Origin of the sequence: Chryseobacterium gallinarum, assembly GCF_001021975.1 — a bacterium.
Lineage (GTDB): Bacteria > Bacteroidota > Bacteroidia > Flavobacteriales > Weeksellaceae > Chryseobacterium > Chryseobacterium gallinarum.
This window is the reverse complement of the sequence record NZ_CP009928.1, coordinates 3,023,499-3,039,604: the sequence shown is the minus strand read 5'-3', so window position 1 is coordinate 3,039,604 and position 16,106 is coordinate 3,023,499. Positions and strand designations below refer to the sequence as shown.

Below are 16,106 nucleotides of genomic sequence, written 5' to 3'. Positions count from 1 at the left end.
AAATAAATGTTTATGAATAAAGAAGTACAATCACAAAGCAGGAATTATACGGTTCCATTGATCACCATCACCCTGCTTTTTTTTATGTGGGGATTCATTACCTGTATGAATGATATTCTGATCCCTTATCTGAAACAACTTTTCAAACTGACTTTTTTTGAATCCATGCTGGTACAGTTCTGCTTTTTCGGAGCTTACTTTATCGGTTCCCTGGTTTATTTCCTTATTTCCATTTCCAAAGGTGACCCTATCAATAAAGTGGGATATAAAAAAGGAATTCTTTTCGGGATTGTATTGGCAGCTTTCGGCTGTATCCTGTTTTATCCGGCAGCCACTTTCTCTTATTATCCTTTGTTTTTAGGTGCATTGTTTATTCTGGGATTAGGTTTCACTGTTTTGCAGATCACAGCCAATGCGTATGTTTCATTGCTGGGTTCAGAAGAATCAGCATCCAGCCGCTTAAATATGACACAGGCTTTCAACGCTTTCGGAACTACGATTGCGCCCGTATTGGGAGGACACTTAATTTTTGAATTATTTTCGGAACCGGACGGAACATTCAGTGCGGTGGCAACAAGAATACCTTATTTAATCTTCGCTGCCATCCTCCTGTTGGTAGGTTTATTAATTTCAAGAGTGAAGCTTCCTTCGTTTCAAATGGAAACTGAAGAAACACTCCAAGGATGGGGAGCATTGAAATTTAATCACCTGAAATTCGGAGTCTTTACCATGTTTTGTTACGTTGGAGGTGAGGTGGCAGTAGGAAGTTTTATTATCAGTTTCCTTGAAGAAACCATGAAATTCAATGAAGCGATCAGTAAAAATTATCTTTCATTATATTGGGGAGGTGCAATGATCGGACGTTTCCTTGGAGCTATTTCATTAAACCAATCGATGAGCCAGGCTAAAAAAGCAGTTTTTATGCTAGGAGCTGCCACATTGGTTTTCCTTGTGATTTTCAGCATTGTTAACCTTAGTTTTGCCCAAATAAGCTTTTTCCTGGTATTTATATTACTGAACTTTGCAGCATTCTTTGTGGGGAAAGCGGCTCCGGCAAGAACTCTTTCCATTTTTGCCGCAATTAATGTTATCCTGCTGATTTCAACTATGGTTAATCATGGGGAAATGGCCATGTACAGTGTTTTGGGAATCGGAATTTTCAATTCAATCATGTTTTCCAATATCTACACTTTGGCGATTTCAGGACTGGGGAAATATACAAGTCAGGGCTCATCCCTGGTTGTGATGGCAATTTTAGGAGGAGCTATCGTTCCTATTCTTCAGGGGTATCTTGCAGACCAGTTCGGAGTACAGCAGTCATTTATCATCCCGGTGTTCTGTTATCTTGTGATTCTTATTTTCGGAGCTTACTGCACCAAATTTCTGGGGCATGTAGAAAGCACTGAAGCGAAATCAGGACATTAACCTCTATATAAAATAATTTAAACAGGCTGTTTCATTTCCGGAACAGCCTGTTATATTTTCACGACTTTATCTTATGGGCAAGCAATAAAAATTCTCATTTTTAAATCATAAGCACATCGTTAATCACAAAATATTATTTCATTCTTGCACTCTTACACATACAGGCGCCTGCACTTTTAGAAGCATTCTGATCCTAAACTCTTGGCCTTGTATGTAACTTTCTTCCCGAAATTCCGACTTAATTTATATAATCATTAAATTCCTTATTCTGATGAAGTTTCAGTTACAACTTGAATACGCAGCCTTTTTAATCCTTGGAATTCTAGCTTTTGCACAAACGGGATACTCCTGGTGGTGGTTTGCAGGACTTTTCCTTGCTCCTGATATTTCCATGCTGGGATATACGATTAATAATAAAGCAGGTGCCTTTTGTTATAACCTGTTTCACCATTTAGGAATTGCTATTGTTGTTTATCTTGCCGGCACGGTGCTCGCACTCCCTTATTTACAGATGATCGGAGCTATTTTATTTTCGCATTCCGCATTTGACAGAATATTAGGATATGGTTTGAAATATCCGGATAGTTTTCAGAATACGCATTTGGGAAAAATTGGTAAAAAAGCGGAATAAGTTGGAGAACATACAGATAAGTGCAAAACTGGAGACTTTGTCGCCCTCTTTGCTTATAAAAAATAAAGCAACTCCTTTCGAAGTTGCTTTGTTTTTGAAAATCTTTATAGATTATTTTCTTAAACCTAGTTCAGCGATGATCGCTCTATATCTGGCGATATCTTTATTTTTAAGGTAATCTAGTAATCTTTTTCTTTTACCTACCAGCTTAACCAAAGATTTTTCAGTGTTGAAATCTTTATGGTTGCTCTTTAAGTGAGCAGAAAGATGGTTGATTCTGAAAGTGAAAAGTGCAATTTGTCCTTCAGCACTTCCTGTGTCTTGTGCAGATTTTCCGTGTTTTGCGAAAATTTCCTGCTTTTTTTCTGTTGTTAAGTACATTCCAATATTGTTTAATGATTATTATGTAACGGGTGCAAAATTACGACTATTTTTTGATTTTGCAAACATTATGATTTCATAAATTAAAATTGATAGAAAAAAATGTTAAAAAATTCTTAATAAATTGTATGTAATCCAACAAAAAGGCAGTAGTTTTGCATTCGAATTACAAATGAAAAAAATTATATTCTTTACAGCAGTTATCACTTTTTTATTGACAGGCGTTACTTTGGTAAAAGCACAGAGGAATGCTGAGGACAAAATAAAAAAAGTTTTATACTTCAATCCTGAGGTAGAGCCTGATATTGATGAAATAAAAGAGCCTACCAATAATGCCTTCTTTGATGCTGTAACTGATAATTTCAGCGGGAGAAAAAACAAAATGCTCCGGGCTGAAGTTCAGGTTCCTTTTGACAGCATAGATAAACAAACCATTATGGATTACTGTGTGAATAACGATGCCGATTTTGCAATTGTTTCTAAAGTACGTTATTTCAAAGTAGGTCTCGGGAAATATGTCTTTTCTAATCAGGTTGTGGTGAGCATGAAGCTTTTTAGTGCTGATGGGAATCTCGTTACGGAAACAGACCATGACACTTACAGAAAAAATATGCGTTTGCTGGGATCAACTGTGAATTCCGTTAAGATAGGTACCGATGGTGCCATAAGAGGAATTATAAAAAAACTGAGGAAATTAAAACCTGCAGAGGCAGAGCTTTAATTAAACTGTAAAATTTATTTGAAAATTTGCTTCTCGATCTATTTTCATAATTATCCTTTCATTTCACACCGCTTTTACCATTCATCCATTATTAGGAAGTCTTTTACAGCTCGTTTTATACTGTATTTATAACCGATTATAATAGTTCCGGCTTCAAAACAGAAGCATGCTTTACCGTTAATTTGTCATTCGCTGCATTTCCTTTTACACTACTCTATTTTTCTAAATATCTCCAAAACATCTATAAAATACTGACTACCAACGCAATATTTTCACCAAAATAGGAATAATTGAAAAATATTTGTTATTTTAGTGAAACATTAAAATCTAAATCCTATGAAAAATTTAAAGAAAATCAGCAGAGAAGCAGCAAAACACATTAACGGAGGTGTTATTGCCAGATGCAGCATCACCCGTCCATGCACTGTTGGATGGTGTTGTGATGGAATTTGCAGTCCACAAATGTGCCCATTGGAATAATGGTAACACATTCCATTACCTGTCTTATCATTACTGAATAAGCAGCAGAGAAAAGGCAAAGCAAATTAACAGGATGTAGTGATTCCAACCCATGTGCTGCCGGATGGTGTTGCTATGGAATTTGTTCACCGTTCATCTGTCTGGAATAAGTAAAACTTAACAAACCTATAAAATCAAATCACATGAAAAATTTAAAGAAACTCAGTAGAGAAAAAGCAAAGCAAATTAACGGGGGACTGATTGAAAGATGCAGTGAAACCAGACCATGTTTTATCGGAATCTGCTGCAGGGGCGTCTGTATGGAATATGCCTGTATTGAAGACTAGGAAATATTTTTAATCTTACTTAAAATTAGTCACCATGTCAGCTACAACGTTCAAAAAGCTTAGCAGAAAAGAGCAAAAAGAAATCAAAGGAAGCCTTCAGGCCAGAAAATGCAGAACCACCGAACCCCAATGTGATCCCGGTGAATGCTGTACCGGAGGGTTTTGCCTTCCCTCTCCCGTAATACAATGTGAGCCTATTTTGGAATAATGGGCCTGCATGCATTTTAAAATTTAATTTTTCAACATCCGCTCCGGCGGGTGTTTTTCTTTATTACACAGCTTCAGACTTTAATTAATCCTTAAATTTACCAGTTTATTGGCCAGTCTTAAAAATTTGAATTATTTTTGCATATCCTAAAATTTCACGTTTTGAACTCTAGAGACGAACTTATCTTCAACCCTGCCGATATTGCCGAAACTCTCAGTGAACTTCCAGCTGATGAGAGGCTACTCGCGTTCCTGAAGGTTCCGAAAGAGTACAAAGCCGAAGTTTTCTCCCATCTTGATCCGGATTTTCAGGAAGATACCATCAGGAGTATCGGAAGCGATGATGTTTCTGAAATTCTTAATGCGATGACACCGGATGACAGGACTGCCCTTTTTGAGGATTTTCCGGATGAGCTGATTAAATATTCCATCAATCATCTTAACCCACAGGAAAGAAGGATTGCTTTAAAACTTTTAGGGTATAATTCGGATTCTATTGCCCGTCTGATGACCCCCTACTATATCCAGATCCGTAAGGAATGGACGGTAAAGCGGTGTCTCCAGCAAATTAAAAAAGTAGGTAAGAAGGTAGAAACCATGAATTACCTGTATGTAGTGGATGAAAGAAACCGGCTGATTGATGACCTCGCCATCGGAACTTTACTTCTTGAAGAAGAGGACACCCTGGTTTCCGATATTACAGACAATCATTTTGTGGCGATTACCACAACGACTTCAAAAGAGGATGCAGTTACTTATTTTGAAAAATATGACCGTGGCGCACTCCCTATTATTACAGAGGCCGGTGTTCTGGTAGGAATTGTAACAATAGATGACATCCTCGACCAAATTGAGCAGCAAAATACAGAGGACATCCAGAAATTCGGGGGGTTGGAAGCCTTAGATCTCCCCTATACCCAAACTTCCTGGACGGAAATGATCAAGAAAAGAGCTACATGGCTTATTATTCTTTTTGTATCAGAAATGCTGACAGCATCTGCCATGGGATATTTTGATAAAGAAATTGAGAAAGCGGTTGTTCTTGCCCTGTTTGTTCCTTTAATTATTTCCAGTGGTGGGAATTCAGGCTCACAGGCAGCTACATTGATTATCCGTGCTATGGCCCTTCAGGAAATCAGCCTTAAGGACTGGTGGTACGTGATGAGAAAAGAAATTATTTCCGGACTGTGCCTGGGAGCTATTTTAGGGATCATTGGCTTTATCAGGATTATGCTTTGGCAAAAAATAGGCCTTTTCGATTATGGCCAATATTGGGTATATGTAGGTTTAAGTGTTTCCGTATCACTGATTGCCATTGTATTATGGGGAACCTTATCCGGATCGATGATTCCGTTTGTTTTAAAGAAATTAAAACTCGATCCTGCTACATCTTCTGCCCCTTTCGTTGCCACCCTGGTAGATGTTACCGGACTTATCATCTATTTTACGGTAGCGGGACTTTTCTTAACCGGAAAACTTTTGTAATTTTAGGCATCATCTTACTATGCCAATATGAAAATTGTTTCACTTGTCCCCTCTATTACTGAGGCTTTATTTGATCTTGGATTAACCGGACATGAGGTTGTAGGCCGGACTAAATTCTGCATACATCCCAAAGATAAAGTAAAAAACGTAACGATTGTCGGAGGAACCAAGAACATCAATATTGAAAAAATCAAAGCTTTACAACCGGATCTTATCCTTGCCAACAAGGAGGAAAATGTAAAAGAGCAGGTGGAAGCTTTAATGAATGACTTCAAGGTTATGGTAACCAACGTAGAAACAATAGAAGATAATTATTATCTGCTTAAGAACCTTGGAAAGCTGATTGGAAGGGAGGAAAGAGCACAATTGTTCAATCTCAAAATCTATGATGTCCTTAATCAGGCAAAGCTTGATACAAGTATAAAAACAGCTTATCTTATCTGGAAAAACCCTTATATGTCGGTTGGTTCAGACACATTCATTCACAGGATTTTATCTGAAACCGGTTTTGAAAATATTTTTAAAGATAAAACCCGCTATCCTGAAATTACTCCTGAGGATCTTGCAGAAGCTGATCTTATTATGCTATCTTCCGAACCGTTTCCATTTAAAGAAAAACATATTGAAGAGCTAAAAGTCTTTTATCCTGATAAAAAGATAATGATTGTAGATGGTGAAGCATTCTCCTGGTATGGAACGCATATCGCGAAATGTGAAAACTATTTTAAAGAATTGCTGACGGAGGTACAGGCAATGCAAGACTGACTTTGCTACCACAACATAAGTAATACCCAGACTATTTTTAAAACTTTAATGAGCTCTGCTTGCTTTATGATATATTTTTGGGTACATTGAGCTGCATTAAACTAAAGCACATGTCCGGTACAGTTATATTATCTGAAGGCGTAGAATTTGACCACGTTATACAAGAAGTTTCAAAATACATTCACCTGTATGTAATGGCATTCGGAAAGAATGAACGGAGCATTACCCGCATAGATAAACGTGAAAACATGTATGGCGGTAACGGAACCGTATATATGATACAGATGTTCGGTCACCAGGAACTGGCTAATAACCGGCTGGCGGCTTACATGGTATTATTGAAAAAAGGCGATGAATCCGGATTTCATACCCATAATGAAAGAAATGAAGAGGAATTATATGTTGTGGTACATGGAACCGGGGAATACCGGGAAAGAACGGGGATACAAGGTCCTGTGCGTAAAAAAACCCTTCAAAAGGGAGACATTACCGCCATTAGTTCTATTGGTTACCATTCTATTGAAAACACAGGGGATGAACCGTTAATACTGTTTGTCATTACCACTTATAATCCATAATAAGTAACCGTAATTCTAAGATTTCTATTTGAATACCTCATTTTTTCAATAGTGACAAAAAAACTCCAGCTGTAAAAGCCGGAGTCTATATGATGTATTGCTGAAATTCAATTATAAAATTTTTGAAACTTCATTACATAACCATTCCAATAGTTCGCGATCTTCATCTGTAAAAGGATCTATGGTATGGGAATCAATATCAATCTGGCCAATGTTTTTCCCATCTTTGAATATCGGGACCACAATTTCAGCTTTGGTATCAATGGAACAACTCAGGTAATTGCTTTCTTCGTTTACATCGGGAACAACAAAGGTTTCATTGGAAACGGCAACCTGGCCACAAATTCCTTTTCCATAAGGGATAATGGTGTGGTCTGTAGGGGCTCCCACATAGGGTCCCAGGATCAGTTCATCTTTATCCCCATTTTTAAAGTAAAAGCCTGTCCAGTTGAAATAAGAAATTTCCTGGTCCAGCAGGTGGCAAACTTTTTCAAGTTTTTCTTCTGTATTATGTTTGGGACTTTCAAGAATAGAGGAAAGTCTTTTTTTTAATTCTGACATTATTTAATATTTTTAAGAGAATTGTTTAAATGAAAGTTCTTCTTTGTAACCAAACATTCCACGTTCTTTGATCATTTCTGCAACGCCTTCCGGAACCTGGGTCTCCCATCCTTTAACGCAGCATGCAATTTTTCTTAATATTTCCCGTGAGTAAATTTCTAAGAACTCCGGATTATAATTCGTAATATCTACAATACGATTATTACGTTTGAAATATTTATACAATTCTTTCAGGTTTTCCTCTACTTTAAGATTTGAAGAATCCAGCAACAGATGGGTTTCAGGATCTTTATAAGGATACAGATACACCCTCATACCGTTTCGGAAAAATTTCCCGAATGCTTCAAGAATTCCTCCGGATAAATCTTTATAGTATTTTTCGTCAAATACCATCAATAGATTATTGACCCCCATGGCAACTCCAATGTCTCCTCCTGTGTAGGAAGCAAAGTAATCAATCAGCCTGTAATATTCCGAGAAGTTTGAAATAATAACCGTATATCCTAATTTCCCGAGAATATCTACTCTATCCAGGAAGTCTCTTTCATCAATATCACCATCTGCCCTCAGGTTGGAAATTGTGATTTCAATAAGAACTTCCGTTTCTTCATGGGTGCAGGTGGCATCTTTTAAAAACATATCCAGACCGTTCTGAAGCATATCAATATTCACTTTCGTTACCGGCCTGAAACTTCCCCGCACCGCAAAAATATTTTTCTTATACAGTACATCTGCAGGAAGCATGTTGTTTCCCTGGGAATTAAAAATAACGGCATCGGTCATACCATTTTTTACCAGTTGAAGAGACATCAGCCTGTTATCTACATATTCAAATGCAGGACCGCTGAAATCAATCATATCAATTTCCAGGTTGTCTTTTGCTATATCATCATATAAAGATTCAACAAGGGTTCTCGGATTGTCAAAATAATGAAAGGCTCCGAAAATAAGGTTCACTCCCAGGTTTCCTAACGTTTCCTGCTGTAAGGTGGCATCATTTTCCTTGAATTTCACATGGATAACAATCTCGTTGTAATCTTCATTTTCTTTGGTTTGGAAACGGATTCCTACCCAACCGTGGCCTTTTACTGTTTTGTCAAAGTTAATCGTGGTAACGGTATTGGCATAGGAAAAGAACTTTCTGTCCGGATTATTATCCCTTGAAATTCTTTCTTCGATCAATGCAACTTCATAACGAAGCATTTTACGAAGTCTGTTTTGGGTAACGTACCTGTTTTTTACTTCTTTTCCGTAGATGGCATCACTAAAATCTTTGTCGTAAGCAGACATCGCCTTAGCAATTGTACCGGAAGCTCCCCCTGCTCTAAAAAAGTGGCGAACAGTCTCCTGCCCTGCTCCAATTTCTGCGAAAGTACCATAAATAGTAGGATCTAGATTAATTGTTAATGCTTTTTGCTTAGGAGTTAGTTTCTGATACATTAGGACATGAAATTTTTTGTAAATTTACCAAAATTAAACCAACCTCAAAACAAAATGAAGTTGAAATTTTTAGGAACCGGTACTTCGCAAGGTGTGCCCGTTATTGGCTGTACATGCGAAGTGTGTACTTCTGAAAATCCCAAAGACAAACGTTTACGCTCTTCCGTGATGGTCACTACGGAGGAAAATAAAAAAATATTGATCGACTGCGGCCCTGACTTCAGACAGCAAATGCTTAGCAACCATGAGCATACCGTAGATATTACCCTGATCACTCATGAACATAATGATCATGTCATCGGACTGGATGATATGCGACCCCTGATTTTTAAAAGCGGCAAAGACGTCCCGCTTTACTGCTACCACAGAGTGGCCCATGAAATTAAAAACCGCTTTCCCTATGCTTTTGCAGATGTAAGGTACCCCGGAGCTCCTGCCTTTGAACTTCATGAAATTGAAAATAAGCCATTCACTGTTTTGGATACAGAAATCACTCCTGTTGAAGTGATTCATTATAAAATCTCTGTCTTCGGATATAAATTTAAAAAGCTGGCCTATATTACGGATGCGGGTTTCATTTCAGAAAAAGAAAAGGAAAAACTGAAGGGTCTGGATGTATTGATTTTAAACTGTATCAGAAAATTTGATCCGCACCCTGCTCATTTTATTCTTCCGGATGTTATTAAATTATTTGAAGAACTACAACCTGAGAAATTATTTCTAACCCACATCAGTCATCACCTTGGCCTGCATGATATTGAGGATAAGCAGCTTCCACCCGGAATCCACCTTGCCTACGATGGTTTAGAGATTAATTTCTAATTTTTTTTATTCAAAAAACTTTTGAATATTAATAAAAATTTCTATATTTGCACACCGATTCAAAACAAGGTATATACTTGCCCAGGTGGCGGAATTGGTAGACGCGCTGGTCTCAAACACCAGTTCTTAGGAGTACCGGTTCGATCCCGGTCCTGGGTACAAAAAACCTCTGAAATCTTTTGATTTTCAGAGGTTTTTGATTTTCCAGACTTCTTAATTAATCTCCCTTGACTATTATAAATACTAATTTCCTCTACCATTTTATTAAGGTGTAGATACTCACCGTTTTTAATTGGATTAGGATAAATTGAAAGCTGAACTGACTTAGTGCTTTCATTAACTCCTAAAGTTGAAAAACATGTCCAGGTCAAATCATCAATTGCAATTCGCTGTCCTGTATTGGGGTTCAAAATTTTAATTACAAAATCACCGGTTACATTCAGATTATCAATAGTCGTTGTAGTTGCAATGGAGCTGCAGGGTATTGTTGCAACCTCAATATTATTTATTTCCAATATTAGTTCCCCAGGATTTCCGGCAATTTTAGCTGTGTAGTTACGGTGTAATCCATAACTATAAATCTTCTATTGGGTGATATGCTTAAAATTTGACCTCCTGAATAATTGGAATTATCATAGCCTTGTATTTTATACTTCTTACCTCTTTTCAAAATAAATGGGTTTTGATACATATTGAATTCTTTATTGTATTCATTAAACCCTAATTTATAAGATTTTGATACCGAAATAATGGGTAATCTCTTTCCCGTTTGAGAAAAAGCAAAACCTGCGATAAAAAATATAAATACTGTAAAAAGATTTTTCATTATTTTATCCTTTCCTCAACATACCTGGGAATTTTATTAAGATCTTTCTTTTGAGCTTTCATTAAAGAAAGATATTGTTTATAATTCTTTTTTGCAGCTTCTTTATTCCCGGTCGCCCAATAACTATCTGCGATATTAAGATATGTTACCACCCTATCCGGATATTTCTTAATTATTTTCTCAAGTATTTGAATTGATATTGAGGGATTAACATTTCCAAGATTAAATGCAAAATCATTGAGTTTAGTAATGTTATGTGACGAAATAATTATATAATCCAACCAACTTTTATTAGCTACCCAATCATAATAATTAAACTTCATTCCTGGAAGATCTGTGTTATCTAACACTATTGTGACACTGTCATCAGCTTCAACTGAAAAGTAACTCTCTCTGTATTTAGCAAGATAAAAATTGTCTTTTGAAAACTGTAATGTAAAATCTATAACAGAGTATTTATCCGAGGCAAAAGGGGCAATACAAGTGGTATATGAAAGCAGATTATTCTTAAATTTCAGATTATCAATATTCATATCAGATTTGCCACTGCATTCTTTACAAGGTAGAATAACGTCATTTTCATAAGTAAATGTTTTATTTTTATTATTAAAAACAATCAGAAGTTTTCTTCGAGTAAGGTCTTCTGGTTGTTGTTTACTTTTAGTATTTTCTAATGTTAAAATATATAAATCATCACGGACACCGTCATTGTTAAAATCATTATGGAGCTGGGTTACAATTTCATTTGATTTTAATAAAGATTCTAATCGAGAAGTTTGAGAATTACAACTTATTCCTAAAAATAAAAGTAATAAAAAAATTTTATTGATCATCTTTAAATATTTTAACCGTTCTATCAAAAGCATCTCTTCTGTTGCTATATGATTTTGTAGAATAATTCTATAACTTCTTTGAAAATATATTTTTTTTAAAATAGAATCCTGTTAAAATTAGGAATAATGAAAATAAACCCTCAAAACTAATTATTTATTTTACGATAATAAATTTATCTTCATAAGATTCTGTTGAAGAGTTATCTTTTATAGAAGTAATTATTTTTTCAATTTTTTGGTCATCATTATAATAGTAGCTTCTTTTATAATTAAAAGAATTATCCTGATATTTCGCTTCTAATTCTATTTCTTCCAGGCTATTTTCTTTGACTCTTATTTTAGCTGATGCTATAACTGCGCTACTCGGCCAATAGGGAAATTCATTATTTGATGGAAGTATAAAATCACAATTATTAAATCCAACTTTTGATTGTTTACAATTTTTCTCAATAATATTTTTTATTTCCCAGTCTTTCTTGATAAAATTAAGGTTATTTACGGGGACCTCATCTATTGAAAAAGCATTTTCTGAGGCAATAATATCCGAAAGCTTAGTATAATAATTAATATACTTAATATTTCCTGTAGGTAATCTTTTTTTCTCCTTATCATTATACTTAAATTCATTTACAATTAAATCATTTTTATTTTGAACAAACGCTAAAGAGTCACTCTTTATTGAATTACCATACACTCTTGCATATTCTTTATTATCAGAATGAAAATAGTAGCTAATTTTAATATCATTGTTGCTCGAATAAACTACTTTATAATCGTTTTTCTGAGACATGCAACTGGTATAAAAAAACAACAAAATAAGATATAGATTATTTCTTTTCATTGGGTTTCTTTTTTCTGGTTTTTAATTCTTTCCAAAAAATAGTTCCTAAATATACTGCTCTTGATTCAAGTGCTATTGTATTCATTGTAGAATACTTATTTTTAGGGTTTTTGCCAGGGGTATACTTTTCTCTTGGTGCATTGAAAGGTGCTCCTAGTCTCTCTACTCCGGTTTTCCATTTACTATAATGCTCTTCTGAAATTGACCAACCCATCGTATTCATATGAATTTCGAATTTTCCTGAAGAAAATCTGTCATCTCCAATTGGAAATGCAGCTTGTTCTGCTCCATCCCACATTGTTGCTCCGTTGCTAGGATCGTCATCTGTAGTTAGCGAACTAATAATAGCAGATAAAGCTAACTGCATTTTTGTATTATTTCTTTTTATAATTTTTGTATTTCTAAATAAAATCGCCTGTTGGCTGCTAATACCGTAAGCAACTTTATTTATTTTATGGACCGATGCTATAGCAAACATTTCTAACTCAAGTTCTCGTTCAATACCAATATTATTTCTATACGCTGAACTTTCACCATATATTGTAGACGCTTTTTCTACAAATTTTGTATGGGAAATATTTATTCCTTTATCTTTCAGTAAATTCGACTCTTTATTTATTAAAGACCACTTTTTTTCCTTTTTAGCCTTATCATATTCCTCGTGATTAGATAAATAAACTTTACCACTATTTTCCAATCCTCCCAAATAAAATCCATCCCTAGAATAATAAATATATTCTATATCCTGTTCCGGCACCGGCGCTCCCTTCGCATCAATACTTTCCGGAATATTTACCTGTCCGGAGGTTACAAATTCTATTTTTCCTGTTTCGGGCGGTACATTTCCCGGCATTTTGCCTGTTCCCGGTAAAGTGGATTTTTTTAACAATACATAATTATCCTGAACTTTTGCAGTTCCAAAATCCTGCCAGTCTGTGAGGGAAATCATCTGAAAACCATCATCAAAAATAAAATTAGGTATCTGTTTTTCTACTACAGTTCCTGTAAGCTTATCCTGCGTGGTCGGTACATTATTCAGCACTTTAAATGTTCCCATATGAGCATTGAATTTTATTTTAGCACCATCTATGGCCAATAATAAACCTTCTTCAGCTTTATCTTTCTCTTCATTTTCCGCACGTTTGCCGTCTATTTTCTGGCTATTGGCCGCCTTCATTTTATCATTATCCTGTGCTGTATTTTGAGTCTGAGTTTCGGGAGAAGTATTTTCTCCATCACGTTTTACCCTGTCCATACCAATGAATGTTTTAAATGATAATTGTGTTTCCTGATTTCTATAAATCCTTCTTCATAGTGATTCTTTTTACATACAAACAATCCTCTGAAATGTTCGACACCTGATCCTTCGAGGTTTTCTGCTGAGATTTTCAAAGTCACTGTATCTCCATTTTTTACAGGAGTCATTATTTCTGTAAAGCCTTCGGAAGATTCTCTTTTCATTTTGGTGTCAAAGGAATTGAATAGACCGTTAAAAAGAAGTCCAAACATATTATAACCTCCCAGGAATCCAATAAGCTTATCTTCATCCTCCAGTAAATTGGTGACCTGACCAAAATACCTGTCCATCACATCTCCTTTATGACTTTTGGATAATTCTTCCTGTATTTGTACCCATCTTAGCCGAAGGGATAACAGATTATCTACTGTCATTATATTTCCTTCTTCATCCGCCTTACATTTCAGTTCATCAAATAAATAGCTTATCTTTTTTATCAGTTTCCCCATGGCGTTTTCATCATCCGAAAAATCAAAGTCTACTATTAAAACCTGAAACTGATGCAGCTCCTTTACTTTTCCGAAATAATATACCTCAACTTGTCTTGCATAGCTTTTCGTGGTAAAATAAACCGGATTTTTCTGTTCTGTAACTATTGTTTCCAGCCTGTATGTTTTCTGATGAAGATTTTGCAGTATACTAACCATTATTTATTCCGGATATATTCTTCTTTGATAATCATTATTGGGGTCCATCCCCATCCAGTCTCTGTTGGCAGACCAGTGAAGATACTGATTACGGATAATCCTCAGTAACGTCTGAGGATGATAGCCGGTAACGGTAACTCCTTGCAACGTGGTGGCTTTAATTTTATTACCATTTTCATCCAGTATTTCATCAGGTACCGGTTCTGATGTAGGTTCCGGTTCCGGATTTAATAGCCTTTCTCTTGCTCTTTCCTGCTTTTCCTTCTCAAATTCTTCATCTGTTTTAAAGTTCCATTTTCCTTCACCCTCAAAGACGTAGCCATGCAGGAGATCTTTTGCAGAAGGCAGGTACTGATCATGCTCTATGGAATAGCTTGTCTCTGTTTTCATGATCAACTGATGATCATACAAATTAACCCCATGTTCTTCCATGAAATGAAGCGGAATATAGCTGTATTCTTTCCTCAAAAAACGGGTTCCTGTAATTTTACGGTATACCCCTCCCATTGTTATTACATTGAGAAAACTGTTATTAATCTCAATTTGCTCCTCGTCGTACCAATGCTCATCTATCAATTGCTGTCTCCGCTTATTTAAAAACCATAAAGGTTTATGGTTAGAAGTTTCTATTTCGTCCACCACTTCCATCCCGTTTTCATAAGCTCCACCAACATCACAATGAACTCCCGGAAATTCTTTTTCGATACTGCCGGGGAACCGTGTCAATGAAAAGTTTTCCCGGTGCTCATTAGCTGCTGTAAAATGAACGGCTTTAAAATAAGATCCGGGGTTCAGCAACTGTAACTGTTCCACATCGTCTCCGAAATTGTATTTAGGCCCTAAGGCAGAATGTTTCATTCCTTCCCACCCTACACGCCTGATTCCTCCCATATCACCATATTCTTCATACGACGATACGGTATCATAGACTCCAATAAAACGAACATCCAGATCCAGATTGTCTAATTCCTCTTTTGTCAGGATATCCTTACTGAGAAGATAATATCCCAGAAAACCAAATCTCGGAAGCTTCCCATTTATAACATATTGCGGGTCTACTTCAGTATTGTCCTTATCCACCCAGATATCTCCGTATTCAGGAACCATAACCGGGCCTTCAGGAGAGTTAACCTGGTTATACCCCACAATTTTCCTTGATTTTCTGATCTCAACATCTTTGGTTCTTTTATTCCCGTTGATCTCATAAGCAAAATTTCTTGCGGCGGCAGCTCCTCGACTAAATCCAAAGGTGTCAATGGTAATTTTTGTTATTCTTATTTTACCGTTTGCCGCAGAAGTAAGTTTTTTAATTCTGTCAGCAGCCATTTCACATCCTTTTCTTACTTTTCCCCTCACTCCTGTTTTACCGGAGCCGTACTGGAATCCGTCATCTACATCCCTGCTGTTATCAAGGGTACCAATACCTTCCACATAGACGCCATAATTATATTGTTCGCAGCATTTATACATTCTTGCAACATTGGTATAATCATTACTAAAACTGTTATCTACTCCCTGTTTATCCAGCCATGCCCGATGACTCGCCTTAAGGTAGCGTTCATATTCAGAATCGGTATCTGATATTTCTTTATTTTTAAGTTTTTTATATTCTTTTTCCTGTAAGGCCCTTGTATCTTCAATTGCCTTTTCCTTTTTTAGTATGGTCTCTTTATCATCAGTGCTTTCTATCTGATTCTTGCCATCCCTGTACTTGGCTCTTAATTCGGTATTTTTCAGATTGTTCAAAGTACCATCAAAAAACACTCCTATTTCCACATGCAGCTCATCCACAGGAGGTTTAGCAGTGCCGGTGTTGTATACGAAAGTTTTTCCCATAGCT

General features: G+C 36.1%; 19 protein-coding genes, 1 tRNA gene and 1 pseudogene. 11 read left to right on the top strand and 10 right to left on the bottom strand.

Going from position 1 to position 16,106, the window contains the following annotated elements:
- The first annotated feature begins 12 nt into the window (after positions 1 to 12).
- Positions 13 to 1,425 (top strand): sugar MFS transporter, encoded by a 1,413-nt coding sequence (locus tag OK18_RS13670; protein ID WP_228377616.1) that lies wholly within the window; start codon positions 13 to 15, stop codon positions 1,423 to 1,425.
- A gap of 271 nt (positions 1,426 to 1,696) precedes the next feature.
- On the top strand, positions 1,697 to 2,056 hold the full coding sequence (locus OK18_RS13665; protein ID WP_053328335.1) for a DUF4260 domain-containing protein: 360 nt from the start codon (positions 1,697 to 1,699) through the stop codon (positions 2,054 to 2,056).
- 111 nt (positions 2,057 to 2,167) lie between these two features.
- Here the strand turns inward: OK18_RS13665 and rpsO are convergent, their stop codons facing one another.
- A complete protein-coding gene (rpsO, locus tag OK18_RS13660) occupies positions 2,168 to 2,437 on the bottom strand; it encodes a 30S ribosomal protein S15 (RefSeq protein WP_050021533.1) in 270 nt (89 codons plus the stop codon).
- A 172-nt stretch (positions 2,438 to 2,609) separates the two neighbouring features.
- On the opposite strand from rpsO, the gene OK18_RS13655 reads away from it, so the two are divergent.
- From OK18_RS13655 to OK18_RS13640, 7 genes are all read left to right on the top strand, one after another.
- The gene (locus OK18_RS13655) at positions 2,610 to 3,158 is read left to right on the top strand and encodes a hypothetical protein (protein WP_053328334.1); all 549 of its coding nucleotides are present in this window, start codon (positions 2,610 to 2,612) and stop codon (positions 3,156 to 3,158) included.
- 336 nt (positions 3,159 to 3,494) lie between these two features.
- Positions 3,495 to 3,638, top strand: coding sequence for a bacteriocin-like protein (locus tag OK18_RS21270; RefSeq protein ID WP_156173289.1), 144 nt, complete (start codon positions 3,495 to 3,497; stop codon positions 3,636 to 3,638).
- Between the two features lie 182 nt (positions 3,639 to 3,820).
- The gene (locus OK18_RS21265; protein ID WP_156173288.1) at positions 3,821 to 3,964 is read left to right on the top strand and encodes a bacteriocin-like protein; all 144 of its coding nucleotides are present in this window, start codon (positions 3,821 to 3,823) and stop codon (positions 3,962 to 3,964) included.
- 34 nt (positions 3,965 to 3,998) lie between these two features.
- Positions 3,999 to 4,172, top strand: a complete 174-nt coding sequence (locus tag OK18_RS21260; protein WP_156173287.1) for a hypothetical protein — start codon at positions 3,999 to 4,001, stop codon at positions 4,170 to 4,172.
- Between the two features lie 161 nt (positions 4,173 to 4,333).
- Positions 4,334 to 5,656, top strand: a complete 1,323-nt coding sequence (gene mgtE, locus OK18_RS13650) for a magnesium transporter (protein WP_053328333.1) — start codon at positions 4,334 to 4,336, stop codon at positions 5,654 to 5,656.
- Positions 5,657 to 5,683: 27 nt separating this feature from the next.
- A complete protein-coding gene (locus OK18_RS13645) occupies positions 5,684 to 6,421 on the top strand; it encodes an ABC transporter substrate-binding protein (RefSeq protein WP_053328332.1) in 738 nt (245 codons plus the stop codon).
- Positions 6,422 to 6,531: 110 nt separating this feature from the next.
- Complete coding sequence (locus tag OK18_RS13640; protein ID WP_050021535.1) at positions 6,532 to 6,999, top strand: cupin domain-containing protein; 468 nt, start codon at positions 6,532 to 6,534, stop codon at positions 6,997 to 6,999.
- A gap of 111 nt (positions 7,000 to 7,110) precedes the next feature.
- Here the strand turns inward: OK18_RS13640 and OK18_RS13635 are convergent, their stop codons facing one another.
- A complete protein-coding gene (locus OK18_RS13635) occupies positions 7,111 to 7,560 on the bottom strand; it encodes a GAF domain-containing protein (protein ID WP_050021536.1) in 450 nt (149 codons plus the stop codon).
- A gap of 12 nt (positions 7,561 to 7,572) precedes the next feature.
- The gene (locus OK18_RS13630; protein ID WP_053328331.1) at positions 7,573 to 9,000 is read right to left on the bottom strand and encodes a hypothetical protein; all 1,428 of its coding nucleotides are present in this window, start codon (positions 8,998 to 9,000) and stop codon (positions 7,573 to 7,575) included.
- A 54-nt stretch (positions 9,001 to 9,054) separates the two neighbouring features.
- Between OK18_RS13630 and OK18_RS13625 the strand changes: the two genes are divergently transcribed.
- Positions 9,055 to 9,822, top strand: a complete 768-nt coding sequence (locus OK18_RS13625; RefSeq protein WP_053329374.1) for an MBL fold metallo-hydrolase — start codon at positions 9,055 to 9,057, stop codon at positions 9,820 to 9,822.
- A gap of 79 nt (positions 9,823 to 9,901) precedes the next feature.
- Positions 9,902 to 9,981 (top strand) — tRNA-Leu (locus OK18_RS13620).
- A gap of 26 nt (positions 9,982 to 10,007) precedes the next feature.
- Here the strand turns inward: OK18_RS13620 and OK18_RS21950 are convergent.
- From OK18_RS21950 to OK18_RS13590, 7 genes and pseudogenes are all read right to left on the bottom strand, one after another.
- Positions 10,008 to 10,193: pseudogene (locus OK18_RS21950) on the bottom strand (T9SS type A sorting domain-containing protein); the annotation flags it as partial.
- 146 nt (positions 10,194 to 10,339) lie between these two features.
- The gene (locus OK18_RS13615) at positions 10,340 to 10,648 is read right to left on the bottom strand and encodes a hypothetical protein (RefSeq protein WP_053328330.1); all 309 of its coding nucleotides are present in this window, start codon (positions 10,646 to 10,648) and stop codon (positions 10,340 to 10,342) included.
- On the bottom strand, positions 10,648 to 11,481 hold the full coding sequence (locus OK18_RS13610; protein WP_053328329.1) for a tetratricopeptide repeat protein: 834 nt from the start codon (positions 11,479 to 11,481) through the stop codon (positions 10,648 to 10,650). The genes OK18_RS13615 and OK18_RS13610 overlap by 1 nt, the downstream gene beginning before the upstream one ends.
- A gap of 154 nt (positions 11,482 to 11,635) precedes the next feature.
- A complete protein-coding gene (locus OK18_RS13605; protein WP_053328328.1) occupies positions 11,636 to 12,322 on the bottom strand; it encodes a hypothetical protein in 687 nt (228 codons plus the stop codon).
- Positions 12,309 to 13,577 carry a hypothetical protein gene (locus OK18_RS13600; RefSeq protein WP_053328327.1) on the bottom strand — a complete coding sequence of 423 codons (1,269 nt, stop codon included), beginning with the start codon at positions 13,575 to 13,577 and terminating at the stop codon, positions 12,309 to 12,311. Before OK18_RS13600 ends, OK18_RS13605 begins: the two co-directional genes overlap by 14 nt.
- Positions 13,565 to 14,266 carry a hypothetical protein gene (locus OK18_RS13595; protein WP_053328326.1) on the bottom strand — a complete coding sequence of 234 codons (702 nt, stop codon included), beginning with the start codon at positions 14,264 to 14,266 and terminating at the stop codon, positions 13,565 to 13,567. Before OK18_RS13595 ends, OK18_RS13600 begins: the two co-directional genes overlap by 13 nt.
- Before the next feature lie 3 nt (positions 14,267 to 14,269).
- Positions 14,270 to 16,102 (bottom strand): phospholipase effector Tle1 domain-containing protein, encoded by a 1,833-nt coding sequence (locus OK18_RS13590; RefSeq protein ID WP_053328325.1) that lies wholly within the window; start codon positions 16,100 to 16,102, stop codon positions 14,270 to 14,272.
- Between the last annotated feature and the right edge of the window lie 4 nt (positions 16,103 to 16,106).

What these genes read in the sequence shown, in the direction of transcription:
- OK18_RS13590 (WP_053328325.1), bottom strand. Translation starts at nt 16,102, where the DNA reads ATGGGAAAAACTTTCGTATACAACACCGGCACTGCTAAACCTCCTGTG.
- OK18_RS13605 (WP_053328328.1), bottom strand. Translation starts at nt 12,322, where the DNA reads ATGAAAAGAAATAATCTATATCTTATTTTGTTGTTTTTTTATACCAGT.
- OK18_RS13625 (WP_053329374.1), top strand. Translation starts at nt 9,055, where the DNA reads ATGAAGTTGAAATTTTTAGGAACCGGTACTTCGCAAGGTGTGCCCGTT.
- OK18_RS13665 (WP_053328335.1), top strand. Translation starts at nt 1,697, where the DNA reads ATGAAGTTTCAGTTACAACTTGAATACGCAGCCTTTTTAATCCTTGGA.
- OK18_RS13635 (WP_050021536.1), bottom strand. Translation starts at nt 7,560, where the DNA reads ATGTCAGAATTAAAAAAAAGACTTTCCTCTATTCTTGAAAGTCCCAAA.
- OK18_RS13640 (WP_050021535.1), top strand. Translation starts at nt 6,532, where the DNA reads ATGTCCGGTACAGTTATATTATCTGAAGGCGTAGAATTTGACCACGTT.
- OK18_RS13670 (WP_228377616.1), top strand. Translation starts at nt 13, where the DNA reads ATGAATAAAGAAGTACAATCACAAAGCAGGAATTATACGGTTCCATTG.
- rpsO (WP_050021533.1), bottom strand. Translation starts at nt 2,437, where the DNA reads ATGTACTTAACAACAGAAAAAAAGCAGGAAATTTTCGCAAAACACGGA.
- OK18_RS13595 (WP_053328326.1), bottom strand. Translation starts at nt 14,266, where the DNA reads ATGGTTAGTATACTGCAAAATCTTCATCAGAAAACATACAGGCTGGAA.
- OK18_RS13645 (WP_053328332.1), top strand. Translation starts at nt 5,684, where the DNA reads ATGAAAATTGTTTCACTTGTCCCCTCTATTACTGAGGCTTTATTTGAT.
- OK18_RS21270 (WP_156173289.1), top strand. Translation starts at nt 3,495, where the DNA reads ATGAAAAATTTAAAGAAAATCAGCAGAGAAGCAGCAAAACACATTAAC.
- OK18_RS21260 (WP_156173287.1), top strand. Translation starts at nt 3,999, where the DNA reads ATGTCAGCTACAACGTTCAAAAAGCTTAGCAGAAAAGAGCAAAAAGAA.
- OK18_RS21265 (WP_156173288.1), top strand. Translation starts at nt 3,821, where the DNA reads ATGAAAAATTTAAAGAAACTCAGTAGAGAAAAAGCAAAGCAAATTAAC.
- OK18_RS13615 (WP_053328330.1), bottom strand. Translation starts at nt 10,648, where the DNA reads ATGAAAAATCTTTTTACAGTATTTATATTTTTTATCGCAGGTTTTGCT.
- OK18_RS13600 (WP_053328327.1), bottom strand. Translation starts at nt 13,577, where the DNA reads ATGGACAGGGTAAAACGTGATGGAGAAAATACTTCTCCCGAAACTCAG.
- OK18_RS13610 (WP_053328329.1), bottom strand. Translation starts at nt 11,481, where the DNA reads ATGATCAATAAAATTTTTTTATTACTTTTATTTTTAGGAATAAGTTGT.
- OK18_RS13630 (WP_053328331.1), bottom strand. Translation starts at nt 9,000, where the DNA reads ATGTATCAGAAACTAACTCCTAAGCAAAAAGCATTAACAATTAATCTA.
- OK18_RS13655 (WP_053328334.1), top strand. Translation starts at nt 2,610, where the DNA reads ATGAAAAAAATTATATTCTTTACAGCAGTTATCACTTTTTTATTGACA.